This window comes from Opitutia bacterium KCR 482 (genome assembly GCA_029269845.2).
In the GTDB taxonomy this organism is placed as follows: domain Bacteria; phylum Verrucomicrobiota; class Verrucomicrobiia; order Opitutales; family Intestinicryptomonadaceae; genus Merdousia.
Map to the genome: position 1 here is coordinate 1,938,910 of CP149973.1, position 18,376 is coordinate 1,957,285.

An 18,376-nucleotide genomic window follows, 5' to 3' on the forward strand; every position below is an offset into this window, starting at 1 on the left:
CGTATGAAGCTTGCCGTAAAAGTCGACATCGACACATACCGCGGGACGCGCGAGGGCGTTCCAAACCTCTGCAAACTTTTTAGGAAACACGGCGTTCCCGCGACGCTGCTGTTTTCGATGGGCCCCGACAATACGGGCAAGGCGCTCCGCAGGATTTTCAGGAAAGGGTTTCTGAAAAAGTGCCTGCGTTCGAATGTCGCGGGCAACTACGGGCTGAAAACCCTGCTCTACGGCACGCTGCTCAAAGCCCCGCGCATAGGCAAGCTTTGCGCCGACCAGATGCGGGCGGCTCGCGACGACGGCTTCGAATGCGGAATCCACTGCTGGGACCACTTCAAATGGCAGGACTATCTTCCGACAATGCGCCCGACGGAAATCGAGGCGGAGTTCACAAAGGCGCGCGTCGAGTTCGAAAAAATCTTCGGCTACGAACCCAAGTTTTGCGGCGCACCCGGCTGGCAGATTACGCCCGACGCGCTCGAAGTGGAGGACGGCGCAAACCTCCTCTACGCTTCCGACGTGCGGGGCGGCTTGCCGTTTGTGCCCACAATGGGCGGCAGAAAATTCAAAACGCTTCAAATTCCCTCGACACTGCTGACGCTCGACGAAGTCTTGGGGCTTACGCCGCTCGAAAAAGTCGCCGACACGCACATTGCGGAGATGCGGAAAATCGGGCACTCGGTAATGACCGCGCACGCCGAGCTTGAAGGCATGGCGTATTTGGAGTGGTTCGACGCATTCCTTTCGAAAGTAAAATCGGAGGGCGCGAAATTTTACTCCCTTGCCGACTACGCCAAGGAGATTCTGGCGAATCCGCAAACCGTGCGCACAGCCGAAATCAAAATGTCGCCGTTCACGGGGCGTTCGGGGACGCTCGCGGTTCAGTCCTGATTTTTTTTTGAAAAATTTTTCTTTATTTCGAACAAAACCGTCCGATTACTGTCAGCAAATTTAGAAAGGAATAAATTTCGTATGAAATCATTGGTATTGGCAACTATGTTGGGCGTTGCCGCGCTGTTTGTTGCGGCGTGCAACTGTCCGTCGAAATGCGCTCAGGCAAATCCCTCGTGCGCAACTGTTTGCAAGTGCAATCCCTGCACGTGCAATCCCTGCGTTTGCAAGGATAAATGCGTTTGCAATCCCTGCCCCGCCGCCGCAAAATGCCCCGCGAAAGCTCAGGCATGCGCGAACGCCAAGGCGGAGTGCGCAAAAAGCACATGTCCCGCAAAGTAGTTTTTTTTCATAATAATCCCAAAGCGGTGTCGGAATTTTCCGATACCGCTTTTTTTTCGGAAAATCCGTTGACGCGCTCCGCCTAAAAAATCTAATCTTTTCGGCATGGATTTTACGGCGATAGATTTCGAAACCGCCAACGCAAGCCGCGCGTCGATATGCGCGGTCGGGCTTGTGCGCGTCGAAAACGGGGAGGCCGTGGAGCAGTTCCACAGGCTTGTGAACCCGCAGTGTTCGTTCAATTTCTACAACACGGCGGTTCACGGAATAACCGCGTTCGACGTCCGCGACGCCCCGTGCTTCTGCGATGTCTACGAAGACATGAAGCCCTTTCTTGCCGACAACGTCGTTGCGCACAACGCGGCGTTCGACATCTCTTGCCTTCGCTCTTCGCTCGAACGCTACGACATCGCCGCGCCCGACTTCGACTATTTCTGCACGCTTTGCATAAGCCGTAAGGTGCTCGCAAACCTGCCGAGCCGCAAGCTCGACGTTCTTGCGCAGTACTACGGACTGGGCGACTTCAACCACCACAACGCGCTCGACGACGCCAGAATTTGCGCCCAGCTTTTCGGGATATTCTCCGACAGGTGCGACGTTGCGCCGCTGAAAAAAAGCTTCCGCGAAAAGACCGTCCGCCGCTCTAAGCCCGACGTTTTCGAGTCGGCTCGGCGAACCCTCGACCGCGCCCGAAAACACGAGGAGCGGCGCGCCTTGCACACCCCGCAGACCGACTTGGAGTTCGACTACTCGCCCGTGGATTTTTCGAAGACATTTGTCGTAAGCGGCGATTTCGGCGAAATGGGAGCACAGTACGTGGAGGGGCTGATTGCGCGGCAGGGCGGACGCATTCGGCGAACAGTGGACGCCGAGACCGACTACGTTGTCGTGGCGGACAGCCCGTCGGCGGCGTGGGGCGCGGGCGAGTACGGGCGCGAGATTGACGCGGCTCTTGGCTACGGACGCGCAAAGTTTTTGAGAATGTCGCACTTATTGCGCGAGATTATGTAGGGCGGGCAGGGCGCGAAAATTTTTTCGAAAAAAAAGCTTGCGCGGAACTTGAAAATCGTTTGTATGTCCAACCTATTAAATGTCGCAGGGTGGAGCAGCTTGGTAGCTCGTCAGGCTCATAACCTGAAGGTCATTGGTTCAAATCCAATCCCTGCATCCAATTTTAAAACCGTCCGTTTGGACGGTTTTTTTGTGTTTATATTTTTGAATGTGTTTGAGCTTGGGCGGTGTTAGCCAGCGGATTGTAGTGGCGGGCGGCTTAGGCAAGCCCGCAGTCGAGCAACAGGCGCGTGTCGGCGAGGATTTCTCCGATTCTTCCGAACGCAGCGGCGGCAAGTTCCGCAATCCGAATCTACCCCGCCCGCGCGGGAATGCCGGCAAGTCCCCTGTTTTGCATTGCGGCGAAAATGCCGTCGGCTCTGTCCGCGCTCCGCAACAGGAGCGAAACTATCATGTGCGGAAAATGCCGCATTCTGATTTTCGGGTGCGACGGCGACCTCAGCACGCACGCCCTGCGCATTATCGATGCTTCCTCGGCGAGAGTGCGGAGGTATCTTGCCGTGAGCAGAAGTTGGAGCGCAACCATTTTCGGAACTTTCAGTTTTGCCAGTGCCGCCTACGGCTTGCCCGAAAAAACACCTAAATTCCCAAAATGGGTACATAATCCATATGTCATTTTCCGTTTTGGGTGCTAAATTGCGCATTTTTGGTTTAATTTAGGTTTTTGGGGATTTTTTTTAAAAAATGTCTTGAAATCTGTTTGAAAGTGTTGTCTATTGTTCGAGGTTTGAATTTCAACAGCTATGAATCTTTATAAAGATACTCCGCGCACAAAAATAGAACAGCTTGTTCGCGAAACGGTATACAAAGAACTGAACCTGCCCGTTCCGCACCCCGCGGAAGGGCCGAATCCGTTGGTCGTGAACGTCAGCGCGCGCCACGTGCACCTCACGCAGGAGGCGGTCGAGGCTCTGTTCGGCAAGGGCTACCAGCTCAACGTCCACAAATGGCTCTATCAAAAAGGGCAGTTTGCCGCAAAGGAATCCATTACCCTCATCGGTCCGCGCAGCAGGGTTATTTCCAACCTGCGCATTTTGGGCCCGTGCCGCAAGGAAAGCCAAGTCGAGCTTGCCCTGACCGACGCCCGCGCATTGGGCTTCGACGTTCCCCCTAGAAACAGCGGCGACTTGAAGGGAACGCCCGGCTGCATGCTCATGGGCCCCGCGGGCTTTTACGAAATGCCCTTCGGGGTAATCCGCGCGGCGCGGCACGTGCACATGAGTCCCGCCGACGCCGAATTCTACGGCGTGAAAGACAAGGACATGATGAAGCTTCGCGTCTACGGCGAAAACTCCATTGTGTTCGAAAATCTCCTTTGCAGGGTTGATTCCGCGCTAAAACTCGAAGTCCACATCGATACAGACGAGGGCAACGCGTGCGACCTCAACCCGCACTCGCTGTGCGAGCTTGTGAAATAATTTTCAATCTAAAAAAACAAATTCAATACGAAAGGCAAAATATGAGTCAGTCATTGGGAATGATAGAAACCCGCGGTTTTACCGGTTGCGTTGAAGCGACCGACGCGATGGTCAAGGCGGCGAACGTCGAACTCGTCAAGCAGGTGCAAATCGGCGGCGGATACGTCACGGCGATTGTGCGCGGCGACGTCGGCAGCGTAAAGGCGGCGGTCGAAGCGGGCAAACAGGCGGCGCAGGCGGTCGGCGAACTTGTGGGCGCGAACATCATCGCAAGCCCGCACCCGACGCTTCTCGAAAAAATGGGTCTCTAATTTCAACACCTCGAAAAGGAATTTTACTATATGAAACAGGCATTGGCAATGGTTGAAACCAAGGGTTTTGTTGCGGCTATGCAGGCTGCCGACGCGGCTGTCAAGGCGGCGAACGTGGAACTTTTGGGCTGGAAAAAAGTCGGAAGCGGCCTCGTGGCGGTATTCTTCACGGGCGACGTGGCATCGGCAAAGGCGGCGTTGGACTCGGCGGTCGAAGCGGCGGGCCGCATCGGCGAAGTTTCGTCCGCCGACGTAATCGCGCGTCCGCACGACGACCTCTCGAAACTCGGCTGCTTCTCGTTCTAACAGGCAGGATACCGTGAAAAGAATTCTGATAGCAAACGTAGGTTCGACAAGCTACAAGTACACGGTTTTCGACGTGTCGGAAACGTGCAAGGAGCTTGTGCGCGGGGGAATCGAAAGAGTCTCCGACTACGAACTTGCGATTGCGCGCTCGCTTGAAGACTTGGCGGGAAAGGGCATTCCGAAAGAGTCGATTGACGCCGTTGCGTTCAAGACGGTCTTGGGTAAAGACCTGTCGGGACTGCGCGACGCCGACTCGAAAGTGCTCGACGCCCTCGAAGCCATGAGCTACGTTGCGCCCGCGCACAACCCGCCCTACGCGGCGGCGATACGCGCGTTCGCAAAGGTTCTTCCGTCGGCGCGGGGCGTGGTGCTGTTCGAAACGTCGTTCTACCGCTGGGCGGACGCGGCGTGGAAACGCTACGCCGTGCCGAAAAGCTGGGACGAAATCGGAATTCGCAGAAACGGCTTCCACGGGGCGAGCCACAAATTCGCCGCCGAACGCGTCGCGGAGCTTTGCGGAGAGGCTGAGGCCGCCGAAAGCGCGCGCATGCTGTACGTCAACGACGGGCCGATGAAGCTTGCAAAACCGTTCAGAATGGTGAACTGCCACTTGGGCGGGTCGTCGTCGGTTTGCGGCATACTAAACGGCGCGGCGGTCGGTTCGAGCATGGGCTTCACGCCCCAGAGCGGGCTTCCCCAAAACAACAGAGTTGGCGACTTGGACTCGATGGCGATTCCCTTCGCAATGAAAACGCTGGGAATTACCGCCGAAGAGGCGGCGTCGGAACTGTCCAAAAAAGGCGGGCTTCTCGGAATAAGCGGCGTCTCCAACGACATGCGCGACGTCCGCGCGGCGGCGGAGGCGGGCAACCGCGACGCGGAGCTTGCGATAGACGTTTTGGCGTACGCGGCGAGATCGTACATCGGGCAGTTCATGGCGCAAATGGGCGGCTTGGACGCAATCGGGTTCAGCGGCGGAATAGCCGAAAACAACCCGTGGCTCAGGGCTAAGATTCTCGATCCGCTCGCGGGCTTGGGCGTCGTAGTGGACGCGGAGAAAAATTCGAAACTCGTAAAGGCGGAGGGCGTGTTCTCTTCGCCGGATTCAAAAATCAAGGCGGTCGCGGTCGTCGCAAACGAGGAAATCGTGATAGCGCGCGAGGCCGCTGGGTACTTGAAAAAATAAAATTTAATAACTAAAAAAAGGCAAAAAAATGGCAAACGCAATCGGTATATTGGAAACACAGGGAATGGTAGCCCTCGTAAAGGGCGTAGACGCAATGCTCAAAGCGGCGAGCGTAAGCTTGGCGGGGCAGTACAAGGACGTCGGCAGCGCGTACATGAGCGCGGCGGTCGTCGGCGACGTTGCGTCGGTAAAGGCGGCGGTCGAAGCGGGAGCTACGGCGGCGGGCGAAGTCGGCAAGGTTTGCAGCGTGCACGTAATCGCGCGTCCGAACGAAAACACCGAAGCCATTCTCGCGCCCAAAGCGGCTTCCAAGAAATAAAAACGGAAACGTTCCGACATGTATCTTGCAAAGGTCATAGGGCAGGTTGTAGCCACACAGAAGGACGACAAGCTCAGAGGCAGCAGACTTTTGGTGCTGCGTCCGTTGCAGATTGACGGCGAAAAGCCCGCAAAGCTCGTCGAGAGCAGGAGCGCGATAGTCGCGGTGGACAACTGCGGCGCGGGGACGGGGCAGATTGTCCTGTTCGCGTCGGGGTCGAGCGCGCGTCAGGCGGAGGGCATGAAGGCTCTTCCTGTTGACGCGGCGGTCATCGGGCTTGTAGACAGCGTTGAGGCGTTTTCGCAGGAGGTTTTCAAAGTCGAAAAATAGGCGGCGCAAGCCGCGCTACCAAATTGGGAACGCGGCGGCGCAAAAATTTAAGGAAGGCAAAACATGGGCATAAATTTGGACGAAGCTGCGCTCAGACAGATAGTGCGCGGCGTAATCGAGCAAATGGGCGGGGCGCAGGGCGCGCAGCAGTGCCGCTGCGGCGGCGCGGCTCCCGCAATAGTGCATTCAACCCCCATGAACGGGATTTTCCCCGATGCAAAGTCGGCGGCGGAGGCAGCGTTCGACGGGTACAAACAACTTTGCAAGGGTGGTTTCGAAGCCCGCAAGGCGGTAGTGGACATCGTGAAGTCGATGACGGTCGCCAACGCGAAAGAGTGGGGCACTTTCGAATACAACGAAACGAAAATCGGCAAGCTCGAACACAAAATCGGCAAGCTTGAAATCGTGAAACTCGTCCCCGGCGTCGAGTGGATTCGCCCCGACGCGTACAGCGGCGACCATGGAATCATGCTCGAAGAGTACACACCCTACGGGGTCGTCGGCGCGATTACGCCCGTCACGCACTCGATTCCCACGATTGCCGGCAACATCATCAACATGGTCGCCGCGGGCAACGCGATAGTTTTCAACCCGCACCCCGGCGGCGTCAAGAGCGCGGTGAAGGCGATTTCGGCGTTCAACGCGGAAATCGAAAAACGCCTCGGCATACGCAACCTTATTTGCTGCGTCGGCAACCCGACGCTCGAATCGTTCGACGCAATCTGCAAGAGCGATTTGGTATCTATAATGTGCATTACGGGCGGCCCTGGGGTCGTCAAGGCGGCGATGCTTTCGGGCAAAAAGTCCATTTGCGCGGGTCCGGGCAATCCCCCCGTGATTGTCGACGACACTGTCGATTTGAACAAGGCTGCCGCCGACATCATCGCGGGAGGCTGCTTCGACAACAATCTGCTTTGCATAGGCGAAAAGGAAATCTTCGTCCTCGAAAGCGTAGCCGACGCGTTCATGCGCGCGCTCGACGCGCAGGGAGCGGTTAAAATCGGCGGAAGCGCGCTCGACAGGCTCACCGACGCCGTGTTCGCAAAGAAGGACGGCCGCTACGTTCTCAAACGCGACTTGGTCGGCAAAGACCCGCAGGTTCTGGCGCAGGCGGCAGGCGTTTCGGTTTCGGCGAACGCGCCCATGCTCTACGCGCAGACCGACGCAAACCACCCGTTTGTGGTCGAAGAACAGATGATGCCGATGATTCCCGTGACGGTTGTGAAAGACTTCGATTCGGCGGTTGACGCGGCGATGAAGGCGGAACACAACTACAAGCACAGCGCGATAATCCACTCGCTGAACGTCGGCAGAATGACGCAAATGGCGCGGGCGCTCAACACCACGCTTTTCGTCAAGAACGGGCCTTCCACATGCGGCTTGGGTCTGGGCGGCGAGGGCTACCTTTCGTACTCGATTGCCACGGCGACGGGCGAAGGCATATCGAACCCCAAGACGTTTACGCGCCGCCGCAGGTGCGTAATGGTGGACAACCTCAACATATTCTAAACAAAACGGCGCGTTCGGCGGAGCGTCGGACGCGCCAAGACAAAAATGCAGCTTGCGAAAATAGTCGGAAACATCGTGATGTCCCACGCGCATTCGAGCGTGTCGGGCAACGCGCTGCTCGTCTGCCAGCCCATCGACGAAAACGGGGCGGAGGCGGGAGAGCCTATTGTCGCGATAAGCCCCTTCGGGGGCGGCGCGGGGTCGCGGGTGCTGGTGCTCGCCGACGGCAGCGTCGCGGCGGAGTATGTGGGCGACAGCCACACGCCGATTCGCAACTCGATAGTCTGCATTTTGGACGACTGATTTTTTACATGAAACTGGCAAGGGTAATAGGCAGGGTTGTTCTCTCGAAGAAAGACGCAAATCTTCCGAGCGGGTTCCTGCTGCTTGCGTCGCCGCTCGACAGGTCGCAGATGTCGGGGGCGGACTCGTCGGAGCTTTCGAAGCGGACGAAAAACCTCGTGGTTTTCGATTCGTTCGGGGCGGTTCGCGGCGACGTCATAGGCTATGTCGAAGGGGCGGAGGCAACCGCGCCTTTCGAAACGCCCGCGTGCGTGGACGCGTACAATGTCGGCATAGTCGAGACTTTAAACTACAATCCGAATTTATAAACACAGACAAAGATGAAAAGAGTATACACGGCAAAAGACATCGAAGAACTCAAACTAAACGGCGGAAGCGTTCCCGCCGGCGCAATCCTCACCCCGCAGGCGAAAGAGCTTCTCGCGGGCGGAGCGTTCGTCGCGTCGCAACCGAAACCGCAGGCGGCGGTGCGCAAAGAGTACACCGTTCCCGTCAAGGAATACAAGTGGGTTTCGGGGCAGGACCCCAAGACGCCCGAAGAAATCGAAAAGTTCTTCCGCTCGCCCGAAATCGAAAAACTCAAAAGGCTGATTGTAGACTTGGGCAGACGCTCGTACTCCAAAAACTACAACGACGGCAACGGCGGCAATTTCAGCGTCAGAGTGGGCGACAACCTCGTGCTCTGCACGCCCACGATGATTTCGAAAGGCTCGATGTCGCCCGAAGACATGTGCCTTGTGGACATGGAGGGCGTTCAGCTTGCGGGCAACAGAAAGCGCACAAGCGAAGTCCTCGCGCACATCGCGATTATGAAACGCCAGCCCATGGCAAAGGCGTGCTGCCACGCGCATCCGCCGCACGCAACGGCGTTCGCGATTTCGGGTAAAACGCCGCCGCGCTGCGTCAACCCCGAAGCCGAAATCTTCATCGGTCAGGTCGGCCTTGCCGACTACGGCACGCCCGGAACGCTCCAAATGGCGAACGCAGTCGGCGAATGCGGCGTCAACCACGACTGCGTTTTCATGGTAAACCACGGCGTCATGACCTGGGCTAACGACATCGAAACGGCCTTCTGGAAAATGGAAAACGTGGAGGCGCACTGCTTTACGTCGCTGCTGGCGTTCCAAATCGGCGGGCCGAGAAGATTCTCCGATTCGGAAGAAGCGGAGGTTCTCAAAATCAGAAAGTCGCTCGGCATGGTAGACCAGGCGAACCTCAAAGAATGCAACCTTTGCGACGTTCCCGAAAACAGGGGAGTTGTCTGCAACGCAAAGTCGCCCGCACGGCAGAACGACGCGGGCTTCGACTGCGACGCCGAAAAACTCGTCGCAAAAATCACGCAAATGATAGTCGCGGAGCTTAACAAATAATGAAAGTTTCAATCATAGGAGGCGGCGGCAGGGTAGGCTCGTGCGCGGCGTTCGCGCTCGAATGCATGGGTCTTGTATCGGAAATCCAGATTATCGACGCCAACGCGGAGGCGGCGGAGGGCGAAGCTCTCGACCTGCTCCACGGCTCGGCGGTTCTGGGCGGACAGCGCATCAACACGGGGTGCTACAAACGCGCCGCCGACAGCGACATGTTCATAATCACGGCGGGGCTCCGCCGCAAGCCCGACGAAAGCAGGCTCGACCTCATCAACCGCAACGTATCGCTCTTCCGCCAGATTCTGGCGTCGATAAAAGAGGGCGGCTACAAGCGCGACGCGTTCGTGTTCGTGGTGTCGAACCCCGTGGACATTCTCACATACATCGCCGCGCAGGAGCTTGATTTGCCGCGCGAGCGCGTAATCGGCTTGGGCACAATGCTCGACACCTCGCGCTTCCGCGCACTGATTGCGAAGGAACTGAAAGTGCCCGCAACTCAGGTCAACGCTACGGTGCTCGGCGAACACGGAGACTCTATGTTCCCCGTGTGGAGCGCGGCGTCAATCGCGGGGCTTCCGTTCAAGGGCTTTGAAGGCTTCGACCTCAACTTCCAGAACAGGATTTTCGAACGCACGCGCCAGAGCGGCGCGGAGGTTATCAAACGCAAAGGCGGCGCGGGATACGCAGTCGGGGCGTCGATAGCGGCGGTGGTCAGGGCGATTCTGCTGGACACGCGCGAAATTCTCCCCGTTTCGACAGTGCAGACGGGCGCGTACGGACTGCGCGACGTTTCGATAAGCGTTCCGACAGTCGTAGGGGCGGCGGGCGCGCTGAGGCATGTGGAGCTTGAACTCTGGCCGAAGGAGTCGCAGGCGCTGCTGAACTCGGCAAACTCGCTCAAACAGACCTTGGCAAAAGTCTAAAAAACAAAAAATACACTTTCAACAGCCGCAACGGAATACCCCGCCGCGGCTTTTTTTTGCGCCCATGCGCCGCAACCTTTGCGGCAAAACGACCCGCAGTTTCTCTCATGCTCGGAGCGGAGGTTTTTGCGGGCAGGCGGCGGGCGGGCTGAAAACGTTCGACCGCAAAGAAGCGTCCGAAAAAAAACGCCCGACTGCTTGAAAGCGTCGGGCGTTTTTTCAAGAATCTTTTTTCAAGATTCAGACCCGCTTTGCGCGGGGCGCATTTCTTTTTTTGAAGCCGATTCAGAGTCGTCCGAACCGCATTCGCTGAAAGAAGCGAAGAACAGCAGCGTAGCCATTTTGAACTTCTCCATGTCGGGCATTTAAAGCCCGCAGCATTTTTTTGTAAAGCAAATTCTTTGAAAAATTTTTTGCTGCGGCGTCCGAATTTTTTGCGCCTTTATTTTGCGAAAAAGGCTTCGATGGAATCCACTACCCAGTCCTGCTCGTCGGGCGTGATTGCCGAGTATATGGGCAGGCGCAGCATTGTCTGCGACAGCTTTTCGGCGACGGGCAGCGGTTTGTATTCGCAGCCGAGCTTTTTCGTCATCGGGCATGTGTGCAGCGGCGCGTAGTGCGACAACGCCGAAATCTCGCGCGATTTCAGGAACGCCGCAAGCGACTTCGCAGTTTCGGGGCTTTCCGTTAGAATGAAGAAAATATGCGCGTTATGTTTGCATTCCGCGGGAACATGCGCCAGCGAAATCTTCCCCGCGCGTTCCAGCGGCAGAAGCCTTTCGCGGTAGTAGTTCCACGCCGCCACGCGTTCGTCGGTGAGTTTCTGCGCGGCTTCGAGCTGCGCCGCGAGGAACGCGGTGATAAGCTCCGACGGAATGTAGCTGCTGCCGTAGTCAATCCAAGTGTATTTGTCGATTTTCCCCTCTACGAACTGGATTCTGTTTGTGCCCTTTTCCCTGATGAAGCAGGCGCGGTCGATGAGGGATTCGTCGTTGCAAAGGAGTGCGCCGCATTCGCCCGCGATTACGTTCTTTGTGCTGTGGAAGCTGAGCGCGCCGAGGTCGCCGATAGTGCCGAGGTGTCTGCCTTTGTAGTAGGCGCAGAAGCCCTGCGCGGCGTCCTCCACAACCCTGATTCCCGCGCTTTTTGCGGTTTCCATAATTGTGTCCATTTCGCACCCGACGCCCGCGTAGTGGACTGGCACGACCGCCTTTGTGCGCTTTGTGAGCAGTTGCGGAATTTGCGATTCGTCGATATTGAGAGTGTCGGGGCGAATGTCGCAGAACACTGGTTTTGCGCCGCGCAGAACGAACGCGTTTACGCTCGAAACGAATGTGAACGTCGGCACGATTACCTCGTCGCCCGATTTGATGTCGCATAGGAGGGCCGCCATGTCTAGGGCGGAGGTGCACGATGTCGTAAGGAGGGCGGCTTTCGCCTTTGTCGCGGCGCGGAGGGCGGCTTCGCATTTTTTCAGGAACTCGCCGTCGCCTTGGAGGTGTCCGGAGGCTATCGCTTCTTTTATATATTCTACTTCGCGACCCGCGAGCGGTATTTTGTTGAAATTTACTTTCATGTGGACCCGAAATATTTGTTTTCGGATATTGTACCCAAACCGCTCCGATTTAAAGCAAAATATGCACTTTTTTGGGGGCTTGCGCCGCGGCGACGGCGCGCGTTTTTTTTATTAGTCCGACCGCATGTTAAAAATTTTTCCATATAAGTTTGACACGCCGCCTATAAAGGTATAATCTTCTTCCGAACCCCGAAAGGAAAGGCATTACAAATGAACAGTCTTAACATTGGCAGCAGTGCGTTCTTCGACAGATTTTTCGGCGCGTGGTGGGGCGCGTTCATAGGCGACGCAATGGCGTTGCCCGTACACGGGTATTCCTCCGAACGCGCAATCGCCGCCGACTACGGCAAAATTGCCGACTATGTTCCGCCGCTCGATTTCCACCCCGAAAGCGTTTTGCACGCGCTTCCGATTCCCCAGCTTCCGCCGGAATTCGACTACATCGGCAAGCGCCGCGCGTCGCTGTGGCGCAAGCGCGGCACGCACCCGCACATCGGAATGCGGGCGGGGGCGAGCACGCTTCCACTCGTGCTTGCGCTCCACTTGGGCGCGTCGATGGCGTCGGCGGGCGGCTTCGACATCGACGCGTGGCTTGAACGCTACGCTGCCGTGATGACTTCCGAAGACGGGCACGCCGACACATTCATTCCGTCGATTCACCGCAGGTATTTCGAAAATCTTGCCGCGGGGAAAAATCCCGAAACGAACGGCTGTCCCGACGCCCACATGAGCGACATCGCAATCTTCGCGCCGCTCCTGTTTTCGACGCTGAAAAATCCCGACAAGAGCAGCATGGACATCTTCCGCGCCCTCAAAAAATTCACGATAGGCGAGGGCGCGTCGTCGGGGGCGTTTTTCCTTTCCGAAATTTTGGCGAAAGTTTTGCGCGGCTCGTCGATAGAGGAGGCAATCTACAAAAACATGACGCCCGACCGCCACGTCAGCCTTGCCTTCCCCTACCGCAGGTGGATTAAAAACCGCGACGACTACGACGCCATAAGGGCGACGGGCAGGTTCGCCGCGATAGAGGAGGCGATTCCCCTCACGCTTTACATCTCGCTGAAATACGGCACGGACGTGATAACCGCGACCGTCGTCAACGCGAATATCGGCGGAGAAACGACGGGGCGCGGCGCGTTAATCGGCATGCTCGCGGGGGCGCAGTGCGGGCTTTCGCACATTCCGCGCAACTACATCGACGCGCTCGAATACGCCTCCGAAATTCAGGCTGTGGGCGAGCTTCTCTACGCAATGTTCAGATAGCCGACAGACTCCGCGCCCTAATGGCGGGCATAGCCGCGTTCCGTTCGCGTGCGTTCGATTAAGACGCAAAAAATCCCGCGCGGATTTTCTCCGACGCGGGATTTTGTTTTGCATGAGTTTTCGCGCTTTATTTCGCAAAGTGCCCGTATCCCTTTGCGGGAACGCTTTCGCCCTTGTATTCGAACGGCGCGGAAGTATAGTTTACGACGATTTCCTCGCCGCTTTCGAATGTCGAAACAAACACGCCTTTCGATATTTCGCGGTGGTCCTGCATGAATTGCAGTTGCAGGTGTTTGAGCTTCTGGAACTCGTCGTAGGCGCGTTTCATGGGCTTCAAGTTTTTGTAGTCGGTATAATAGAAAACGGGGCGGGCGTCGAACTCTATCGCTTTGAGCCAGCGCGTTTCGGGATTTTCAAGATAGTCGTACGCCTTGCGCTGGTCGGAAGTTGCGTATGACTTCGGGTAGAGGGCGTCGATTGTCGTGTAGTAGGGGTTGCTGAGAATTATGCCGTGGTAGACAAGCTGCCAGAGCGGCACGAACTTCTCGGCGAGCTTTTCGGGCTTGCCCTCCCAGTCGGGGTACGACCACAAATAGAGCGCGAAGTCGAGTGTCGGCGCAAGGTGGTCAAGTCCGCCCTCCGACGCAAGCCCTCCGAAAATTTCGTGCGCATACGCTCCTACCTTGTTTTCGTAGTCAACCGTCTGCTGCCTGTTGAGCGGGTGCATGGGGTCTTTGCACGGATAGGGGTGCACGAAAGACATAACGTCGAGGTGCATGATTCCGTTGAGACCGAGAGCCTTCATCTTCTTGAAGTCGTCCTTAATCCAGAGGTCGTGGTAGCGTTGGAAGCACGGGCGGAACGCCTTGCCGCCGGGCTGGAAATAGTCGAAAAACGGCGAGCCGTCGGGGTACATCGCAATTCCGTTGTCGTTCCACCTGTTCGAGATTGAAAACACCGAAAACGGGTTTATGTGGCAGTTGATGTGGTAGCCGAGCGACTTCCCCTCGGCGATTGCCTCGCGGAACTTTGCCTCGCCGCCGAGCTTCGGCTCGACGGGGAAGAACTGCGGAAAACGTCCGTCGTGCCCCGAAATGTTCCAGCCTACGGAACACACTTCCGCCTTGTCGATTCCCTCGGCTTTCATGCGGCGCATGATGTCGGCAACGGGGACGGTAATTCTGAACGCGTCCCCAGCCTTTTCGAAAGGCACTTGCTTCTCGACAGTCTGTCCGTCAAGCTTCTTTATCCTGAGCGTCGCATTCTGGAGCGCAAAAATAAGAGATTTCCCCATATATATCCTGCGCTGAATGACCGAAATGCCAGTACTCAATCGTTAGAGCAGGCGACCGTCAAGATAAAAGCCCGTTAAATTAATTTGCGCATTCGGATTCGAAAAAACTTGACTGGAAGCCTTCGAAATGTACCTTGAACAACATTATGGCAGATAAATCAGAAAAGAACGAATTTAACGTTGCGGGCAAATTCTACGTTGACTCGCAGTGCATAGGTTGCGCCCTCTGCAATTCCACGGCGGAAGGCTTTTTCCAAATGAGCGACAGCGGTTGCGCATACGTCGCAAAACAGCCCGAATCGGACGCCGACACGGCACTCTGCACGGAAGCAATGGAATCGTGCCCCGTACAGGCAATCGGCGACGACGGCGAATAATTGCAACAACATTTAAATCAAAACGGCGCGGCATAAACCGCGCTTTTTTTGCGCCCATTTTTTTTCCCGCGCAAAGCGCGACTATTTTTTACTTGTTTCTTTCTTGTTTGAAGCTTCATTAAAGATAAGTAATTGCCGCAGGCAATACGAACTAAACGGGGAAAGGCGCGGGTATACCCGCGCCGCATAACCACAGAAAGGAGCGAAGCTCCGACGCCGTTAAGGCTGCAGCCTTATTTGCTTGATTTTGGGGAGGGGTGGGGTAGAAAGTTGGGTGTGAAATTACTATTGGGAATATTGGCGATAGTCGGGGCGGCGTGCATGACAGTGCAGGGCGCGGAGACATCGGAAGGCGGAAAAACGGGGCGTATGCGCCGCGATATACCGTGGGTGTCGCTCGCACACCAGCGGGCGATGAGGGAAAAGCCCGCAGAGAAGACGGAAGAGCCGACAAAAGAGAAGTCGCTGATTTCGCGGTTTACAAAAGACGCCGCGCCGGAACTGTCGGCGGACAAGTTCGAGTACGCCGACGACGGGTCGGGAAAACTGACCGCCCGCGGCAACGCAAAGATTTCTGATAAGAACTACGAATTGGGGGCGGACAGGGTAGAATTTTCGGAAACACAGGGATACGCAAAGGCGACAGGCGACGTAAAAATATCGGCGGACAGGGCGAGAATAACGTCGGACGACATCTACGTGGATTTCAAAAACGACGCCATGAAGTCTGGCTACGTAAAATTCGGGTCGTCGCCAGTGTTTGCGGAGTCTACGTCATTGGACGCGGATAAATCGAAAGTGTCGCTTGGTGAGTCGTACATGTACTTCGGCGAACCCGCAAGCACGTCAATGTCGGCATCGGCGTCGGCTATTTCATACGATAAGGAGACAGACATTCTGTCGATGGACGACGCAACACTCGCAGTAGGACCTGTGCCGTTCTTCTACGTCCCGAACTACTACCAGCACGGCTTGCAGCGGCCGCCGTTCGATGTAAACACGAGCGCGGGCTATAACGGCGACTACGGCGCATATATCCGCAACAACCTTTACTATAACGGACTTGGCGACGTCTCGCCAGGGGTGCTACTCGACTATTACACAAAACGCTCGGTGCTCTTCGGACCCGCCGCAAACTACGATGCGGAACTTGCGAACTCTGTGCTCAGCGGCTGGGTTCAGGGGGCGTATATAAACGACCACGGCAACGCGTCGATACGCGGGGAGGACTCGCTTGGCAGGAAAATCGGCACGGACCGCTTCTTCGCGGAGTTCAGGCATAAGCAGACATTCGACGACAAAATTTCGCTCACGGGCAACCTCAGCTATTGGAGCGACGAATTTATCACGCGCGACTTCCGCCCCGAACTTTTCTACGACAACCAAACTCCCGACAACTTCGGCGAGGCGGTCTACTACGGCGAATTTTTCACGGGCTCGGTGTTCACGCGCTTCGCGCCGAACAGCTGGGAGATTGTCCAACAACGCCTGCCCGAAGTCCGCGTGGACGTTCAGCCGGTGGAGATTTTCAATACGGGCGCATACCAGACGGGCTTTGCGTCGTACGCATACCTCAGGAAATTCGACCCGATGTCGAGCGCAAACTACCTGTACTCTAACCGCGCCGACGCGTACTACGGCATCTACCGCCCGATAGAGCTTTCGTCGTGGAGCAAAATCACGCCGGTAATCGGCGGCCGCGCAACATACTACGCAAACGCGGAGGGCGGCGGCGACTACGCCAGATTCCTCGGTCAAGTCGGCTTCGACGCCCAAATGGACGTCTGGGGCACATGGGAGTACGAAAGCAAAACAATGGCAATAGACGGAATCCGCCACCATCTGATTCCGCAAATATCGTACCGCTACATACCCGCCGCCGAACAGGGCAGGGGAAAAATTCCGCAAATAGACACCGAATATCTTACGACATATCCGCCCGTGCTCGACCTCGGCACACTGCGCAACGCCGACGAAATCGCGGCGACAAACACAATGCGCTTCGGGGTGCAAAACGTGTTCGAAACGCGCGACGACGAATACGGCTCGCGCGAGATTGCGCGCTTCGACGTATATCAGGACGTCAACTTCGACAAGCGCGAAATTCCGCAGTCGGACGGAGAAAAATCGTTCTCCGACCTGTTCGTGAACGCGTCGGTCTCGCCCGCGCGCTGGCTTACGATAGGCTCGTATACGCGCGTGAACCTCGACAGAATAGACCTGCCCGAAACGAACGCATACGTCGGGCTGCTGGACGGCGACGCGTTTTCCGTGTACTTCATCGCAAGCTACCTTAAAAACGCAATCACGCAGTACACGACGCTCGCCGAATACAGAATCAGCGAACGCTACAAAGTGTTCGGACGCTGGAGCTACGACGAACGCCTCTCCGCATTCACAAACCAAACCTACGGACTCTGGACGCGCATAGGCAACTCTTGGGCGATAGAATACATGATAAGCGAACGCTCCGGCTCGAAACGCCAAAACAACTTTTCGTTTGGCATGCGCGTGAGCATGATGATTTTCTGATATGGCGGCGGAAATACAGAACGTCGACGACGCGCTCGCGGGCGGCGGCTTCGAAATGTCCGTCAAACTGAACGTGTTTGAAGGCCCGCTCGACCTGCTTTTGTTCCTAATCAGGAAGAACGAAATCGACATCTACGACATTCCGATTGCCGAAATTACGCGCCAATACATGGCGGTGCTGAGGTCGATGGAAAAAATGTCGCTCGACGTGGCGGGAGAGTTTTTTGTGATGGCGGCAACGCTCATGTACATCAAAAGCCGCATGCTTCTGCCGACCGACGAACGCGTGGCGCAGGCGGCGGAGGAGGACGGCGACGCCGACATAGACCCGCGCTGGCAGCTGGTTGAACAGCTCTTGGAGTACAAGAAAATCAAGGCGGCGGCGGACTCGCTCGAAGACATGATAGACTCGCGGCAGAACTTCGGGGAGCGCAGGATTTCGGACAAGGAAATCGTAGCCGACAGACCCTTGAAGGCGTCCGACAAAATGGAGATTTGGACGGCGTTCAACCTGATTTTGCGCAGACTCGCCGAAAAACTCGTGCAGGGCGAAATCACGAACGAAAACGTGACGGTCGCCGACAGAATGGAATATATTTTGAACTTCGGGGAGCGCAAATTCACGTTTTCGTCGCTGTTCGAGGGAAAGAAAACGGGCTTGGTGTCGCTAATGGCGACGTTCCTTGCGATGCTCGAACTCACAAGGCTCAAACGCCTTTTTATCAGGCAGGACGAAGGCTTCGGCGAAATATACTGCGAGAAAATCGGCGACGAAAAACCCGCCGCCGCCGACGACGAGGAGGGGGAACTTTAAAATGCGCGCAAACGACGGAAAATCAAAACTGTTCGGAATCGGTCTCGACTCGGACGGACAAAAACGCATAACACAGGCGGAGAAATTCCTGCTCGTGGGAGGCACGGAGGAAACCCACGACGCCATGACCGAAACCGTCATAAAAACTTTCGAAGACCTCAAACGGCGCGGCAAGGAGCTTGAAGACGCCTCGCCCGAAGAGCTTTCCGACATAATACAAAAACACACCCGAAGGAGGGACTGA

22 protein-coding genes and 1 tRNA gene are annotated in these 18,376 nt (G+C 56.4%); 20 read left to right on the forward strand and 3 right to left on the reverse strand.

Going from position 1 to position 18,376, the window contains the following annotated elements:
* Nucleotides 1-3: 3 nt before the first annotated feature.
* The 4 genes from P3B99_008265 to P3B99_008280 all read left to right on the forward strand — a co-directional run bounded on the left by P3B99_008265 (nucleotide 4) and on the right by P3B99_008280 (nucleotide 2,404).
* Nucleotides 4-891 (forward strand): polysaccharide deacetylase family protein, encoded by an 888-nt coding sequence (locus tag P3B99_008265; GenBank protein ID WYJ07192.1) that lies wholly within the window; start codon nucleotides 4-6, stop codon nucleotides 889-891.
* An 81-nt stretch (nucleotides 892-972) separates the two neighbouring features.
* The gene (locus tag P3B99_008270; GenBank protein WYJ07193.1) at nucleotides 973-1,233 is read left to right on the forward strand and encodes a hypothetical protein; all 261 of its coding nucleotides are present in this window, start codon (nucleotides 973-975) and stop codon (nucleotides 1,231-1,233) included.
* A 105-nt stretch (nucleotides 1,234-1,338) separates the two neighbouring features.
* The gene (locus P3B99_008275; protein WYJ07194.1) at nucleotides 1,339-2,244 is read left to right on the forward strand and encodes an exonuclease domain-containing protein; all 906 of its coding nucleotides are present in this window, start codon (nucleotides 1,339-1,341) and stop codon (nucleotides 2,242-2,244) included.
* An 83-nt stretch (nucleotides 2,245-2,327) separates the two neighbouring features.
* Nucleotides 2,328-2,404: transfer RNA gene (locus tag P3B99_008280), tRNA-Met, on the forward strand.
* A 192-nt stretch (nucleotides 2,405-2,596) separates the two neighbouring features.
* On the opposite strand, the gene P3B99_008285 is transcribed toward P3B99_008280, so the two are convergent.
* Nucleotides 2,597-2,854, reverse strand: coding sequence for an energy-coupling factor transporter transmembrane component T (locus P3B99_008285; GenBank protein WYJ08446.1), 258 nt, complete (start codon nucleotides 2,852-2,854; stop codon nucleotides 2,597-2,599).
* 193 nt (nucleotides 2,855-3,047) lie between these two features.
* Here P3B99_008285 and P3B99_008290 point away from each other — a divergent pair, with 193 nt between their 5' ends.
* From P3B99_008290 to P3B99_008340, 11 genes are all read left to right on the forward strand, one after another.
* Nucleotides 3,048-3,722, forward strand: a complete 675-nt coding sequence (locus tag P3B99_008290; protein WYJ07195.1) for a phosphate propanoyltransferase — start codon at nucleotides 3,048-3,050, stop codon at nucleotides 3,720-3,722.
* A 41-nt stretch (nucleotides 3,723-3,763) separates the two neighbouring features.
* On the forward strand, nucleotides 3,764-4,033 hold the full coding sequence (locus P3B99_008295) for a BMC domain-containing protein (GenBank protein ID WYJ07196.1): 270 nt from the start codon (nucleotides 3,764-3,766) through the stop codon (nucleotides 4,031-4,033).
* A gap of 30 nt (nucleotides 4,034-4,063) precedes the next feature.
* On the forward strand, nucleotides 4,064-4,339 hold the full coding sequence (locus P3B99_008300) for a BMC domain-containing protein (protein ID WYJ07197.1): 276 nt from the start codon (nucleotides 4,064-4,066) through the stop codon (nucleotides 4,337-4,339).
* A 13-nt stretch (nucleotides 4,340-4,352) separates the two neighbouring features.
* The gene (locus tag P3B99_008305) at nucleotides 4,353-5,525 is read left to right on the forward strand and encodes an acetate kinase (protein ID WYJ07198.1); all 1,173 of its coding nucleotides are present in this window, start codon (nucleotides 4,353-4,355) and stop codon (nucleotides 5,523-5,525) included.
* Between the two features lie 28 nt (nucleotides 5,526-5,553).
* The gene (locus P3B99_008310; protein ID WYJ07199.1) at nucleotides 5,554-5,844 is read left to right on the forward strand and encodes a BMC domain-containing protein; all 291 of its coding nucleotides are present in this window, start codon (nucleotides 5,554-5,556) and stop codon (nucleotides 5,842-5,844) included.
* An 18-nt stretch (nucleotides 5,845-5,862) separates the two neighbouring features.
* Nucleotides 5,863-6,174, forward strand: coding sequence for a EutN/CcmL family microcompartment protein (locus P3B99_008315; GenBank protein ID WYJ07200.1), 312 nt, complete (start codon nucleotides 5,863-5,865; stop codon nucleotides 6,172-6,174).
* Between the two features lie 63 nt (nucleotides 6,175-6,237).
* The gene (locus P3B99_008320) at nucleotides 6,238-7,683 is read left to right on the forward strand and encodes an aldehyde dehydrogenase (GenBank protein WYJ07201.1); all 1,446 of its coding nucleotides are present in this window, start codon (nucleotides 6,238-6,240) and stop codon (nucleotides 7,681-7,683) included.
* 45 nt (nucleotides 7,684-7,728) lie between these two features.
* Nucleotides 7,729-7,986 carry a EutN/CcmL family microcompartment protein gene (locus P3B99_008325; GenBank protein ID WYJ07202.1) on the forward strand — a complete coding sequence of 86 codons (258 nt, stop codon included), beginning with the start codon at nucleotides 7,729-7,731 and terminating at the stop codon, nucleotides 7,984-7,986.
* Between the two features lie 8 nt (nucleotides 7,987-7,994).
* Nucleotides 7,995-8,294, forward strand: coding sequence for a EutN/CcmL family microcompartment protein (locus P3B99_008330; GenBank protein ID WYJ07203.1), 300 nt, complete (start codon nucleotides 7,995-7,997; stop codon nucleotides 8,292-8,294).
* Nucleotides 8,295-8,306: 12 nt separating this feature from the next.
* Nucleotides 8,307-9,356: a class II aldolase/adducin family protein gene (locus P3B99_008335; protein ID WYJ07204.1), complete on the forward strand. Its 1,050-nt coding sequence runs from the start codon at nucleotides 8,307-8,309 to the stop codon at nucleotides 9,354-9,356.
* On the forward strand, nucleotides 9,356-10,276 hold the full coding sequence (locus P3B99_008340) for a lactate/malate dehydrogenase family protein (protein ID WYJ07205.1): 921 nt from the start codon (nucleotides 9,356-9,358) through the stop codon (nucleotides 10,274-10,276). The genes P3B99_008335 and P3B99_008340 overlap by 1 nt, the downstream gene beginning before the upstream one ends.
* A 442-nt stretch (nucleotides 10,277-10,718) precedes the next feature.
* Here the strand turns inward: P3B99_008340 and rffA are convergent, their stop codons facing one another.
* Entirely contained in the window at nucleotides 10,719-11,852 is a 1,134-nt protein-coding gene (gene rffA, locus P3B99_008345; GenBank protein ID WYJ07206.1) for a dTDP-4-amino-4,6-dideoxygalactose transaminase, read from the reverse strand.
* A gap of 210 nt (nucleotides 11,853-12,062) precedes the next feature.
* Between rffA and P3B99_008350 the strand changes: the two genes are divergently transcribed.
* The gene (locus P3B99_008350) at nucleotides 12,063-13,115 is read left to right on the forward strand and encodes an ADP-ribosylglycohydrolase family protein (GenBank protein ID WYJ07207.1); all 1,053 of its coding nucleotides are present in this window, start codon (nucleotides 12,063-12,065) and stop codon (nucleotides 13,113-13,115) included.
* A 127-nt stretch (nucleotides 13,116-13,242) separates the two neighbouring features.
* Here the strand turns inward: P3B99_008350 and P3B99_008355 are convergent, their stop codons facing one another.
* Complete coding sequence (locus P3B99_008355) at nucleotides 13,243-14,409, reverse strand: DUF5696 domain-containing protein (protein ID WYJ07208.1); 1,167 nt, start codon at nucleotides 14,407-14,409, stop codon at nucleotides 13,243-13,245.
* Nucleotides 14,410-14,555: 146 nt separating this feature from the next.
* On the opposite strand from P3B99_008355, the gene P3B99_008360 reads away from it, so the two are divergent.
* The 4 genes from P3B99_008360 to P3B99_008375 all read left to right on the forward strand — a co-directional run bounded on the left by P3B99_008360 (nucleotide 14,556) and on the right by P3B99_008375 (nucleotide 18,376).
* Complete coding sequence (locus P3B99_008360; protein ID WYJ07209.1) at nucleotides 14,556-14,786, forward strand: ferredoxin; 231 nt, start codon at nucleotides 14,556-14,558, stop codon at nucleotides 14,784-14,786.
* A 276-nt stretch (nucleotides 14,787-15,062) separates the two neighbouring features.
* The gene (locus tag P3B99_008365; protein ID WYJ07210.1) at nucleotides 15,063-17,318 is read left to right on the forward strand and encodes a putative LPS assembly protein LptD; all 2,256 of its coding nucleotides are present in this window, start codon (nucleotides 15,063-15,065) and stop codon (nucleotides 17,316-17,318) included.
* Between the two features lies 1 nt (nucleotide 17,319).
* Nucleotides 17,320-18,132: a segregation/condensation protein A gene (locus tag P3B99_008370; protein WYJ07211.1), complete on the forward strand. Its 813-nt coding sequence runs from the start codon at nucleotides 17,320-17,322 to the stop codon at nucleotides 18,130-18,132.
* Nucleotide 18,133: 1 nt separating this feature from the next.
* Nucleotides 18,134-18,376, forward strand: a complete 243-nt coding sequence (locus P3B99_008375) for a hypothetical protein (protein ID WYJ07212.1) — start codon at nucleotides 18,134-18,136, stop codon at nucleotides 18,374-18,376.

What these genes read in the sequence shown, in the direction of transcription:
- P3B99_008265 (WYJ07192.1), top strand. Translation starts at nt 4, where the DNA reads ATGAAGCTTGCCGTAAAAGTCGACATCGACACATACCGCGGGACGCGC.
- P3B99_008330 (WYJ07203.1), top strand. Translation starts at nt 7,995, where the DNA reads ATGAAACTGGCAAGGGTAATAGGCAGGGTTGTTCTCTCGAAGAAAGAC.
- P3B99_008325 (WYJ07202.1), top strand. Translation starts at nt 7,729, where the DNA reads ATGCAGCTTGCGAAAATAGTCGGAAACATCGTGATGTCCCACGCGCAT.
- P3B99_008350 (WYJ07207.1), top strand. Translation starts at nt 12,063, where the DNA reads ATGAACAGTCTTAACATTGGCAGCAGTGCGTTCTTCGACAGATTTTTC.
- P3B99_008320 (WYJ07201.1), top strand. Translation starts at nt 6,238, where the DNA reads ATGGGCATAAATTTGGACGAAGCTGCGCTCAGACAGATAGTGCGCGGC.
- P3B99_008355 (WYJ07208.1), bottom strand. Translation starts at nt 14,409, where the DNA reads ATGGGGAAATCTCTTATTTTTGCGCTCCAGAATGCGACGCTCAGGATA.
- P3B99_008370 (WYJ07211.1), top strand. Translation starts at nt 17,320, where the DNA reads ATGGCGGCGGAAATACAGAACGTCGACGACGCGCTCGCGGGCGGCGGC.
- P3B99_008335 (WYJ07204.1), top strand. Translation starts at nt 8,307, where the DNA reads ATGAAAAGAGTATACACGGCAAAAGACATCGAAGAACTCAAACTAAAC.
- P3B99_008310 (WYJ07199.1), top strand. Translation starts at nt 5,554, where the DNA reads ATGGCAAACGCAATCGGTATATTGGAAACACAGGGAATGGTAGCCCTC.
- P3B99_008295 (WYJ07196.1), top strand. Translation starts at nt 3,764, where the DNA reads ATGAGTCAGTCATTGGGAATGATAGAAACCCGCGGTTTTACCGGTTGC.
- P3B99_008290 (WYJ07195.1), top strand. Translation starts at nt 3,048, where the DNA reads ATGAATCTTTATAAAGATACTCCGCGCACAAAAATAGAACAGCTTGTT.
- P3B99_008375 (WYJ07212.1), top strand. Translation starts at nt 18,134, where the DNA reads ATGCGCGCAAACGACGGAAAATCAAAACTGTTCGGAATCGGTCTCGAC.
- rffA (WYJ07206.1), bottom strand. Translation starts at nt 11,852, where the DNA reads ATGAAAGTAAATTTCAACAAAATACCGCTCGCGGGTCGCGAAGTAGAA.
- P3B99_008360 (WYJ07209.1), top strand. Translation starts at nt 14,556, where the DNA reads ATGGCAGATAAATCAGAAAAGAACGAATTTAACGTTGCGGGCAAATTC.
- P3B99_008315 (WYJ07200.1), top strand. Translation starts at nt 5,863, where the DNA reads ATGTATCTTGCAAAGGTCATAGGGCAGGTTGTAGCCACACAGAAGGAC.
- P3B99_008275 (WYJ07194.1), top strand. Translation starts at nt 1,339, where the DNA reads ATGGATTTTACGGCGATAGATTTCGAAACCGCCAACGCAAGCCGCGCG.
- P3B99_008300 (WYJ07197.1), top strand. Translation starts at nt 4,064, where the DNA reads ATGAAACAGGCATTGGCAATGGTTGAAACCAAGGGTTTTGTTGCGGCT.
- P3B99_008340 (WYJ07205.1), top strand. Translation starts at nt 9,356, where the DNA reads ATGAAAGTTTCAATCATAGGAGGCGGCGGCAGGGTAGGCTCGTGCGCG.
- P3B99_008270 (WYJ07193.1), top strand. Translation starts at nt 973, where the DNA reads ATGAAATCATTGGTATTGGCAACTATGTTGGGCGTTGCCGCGCTGTTT.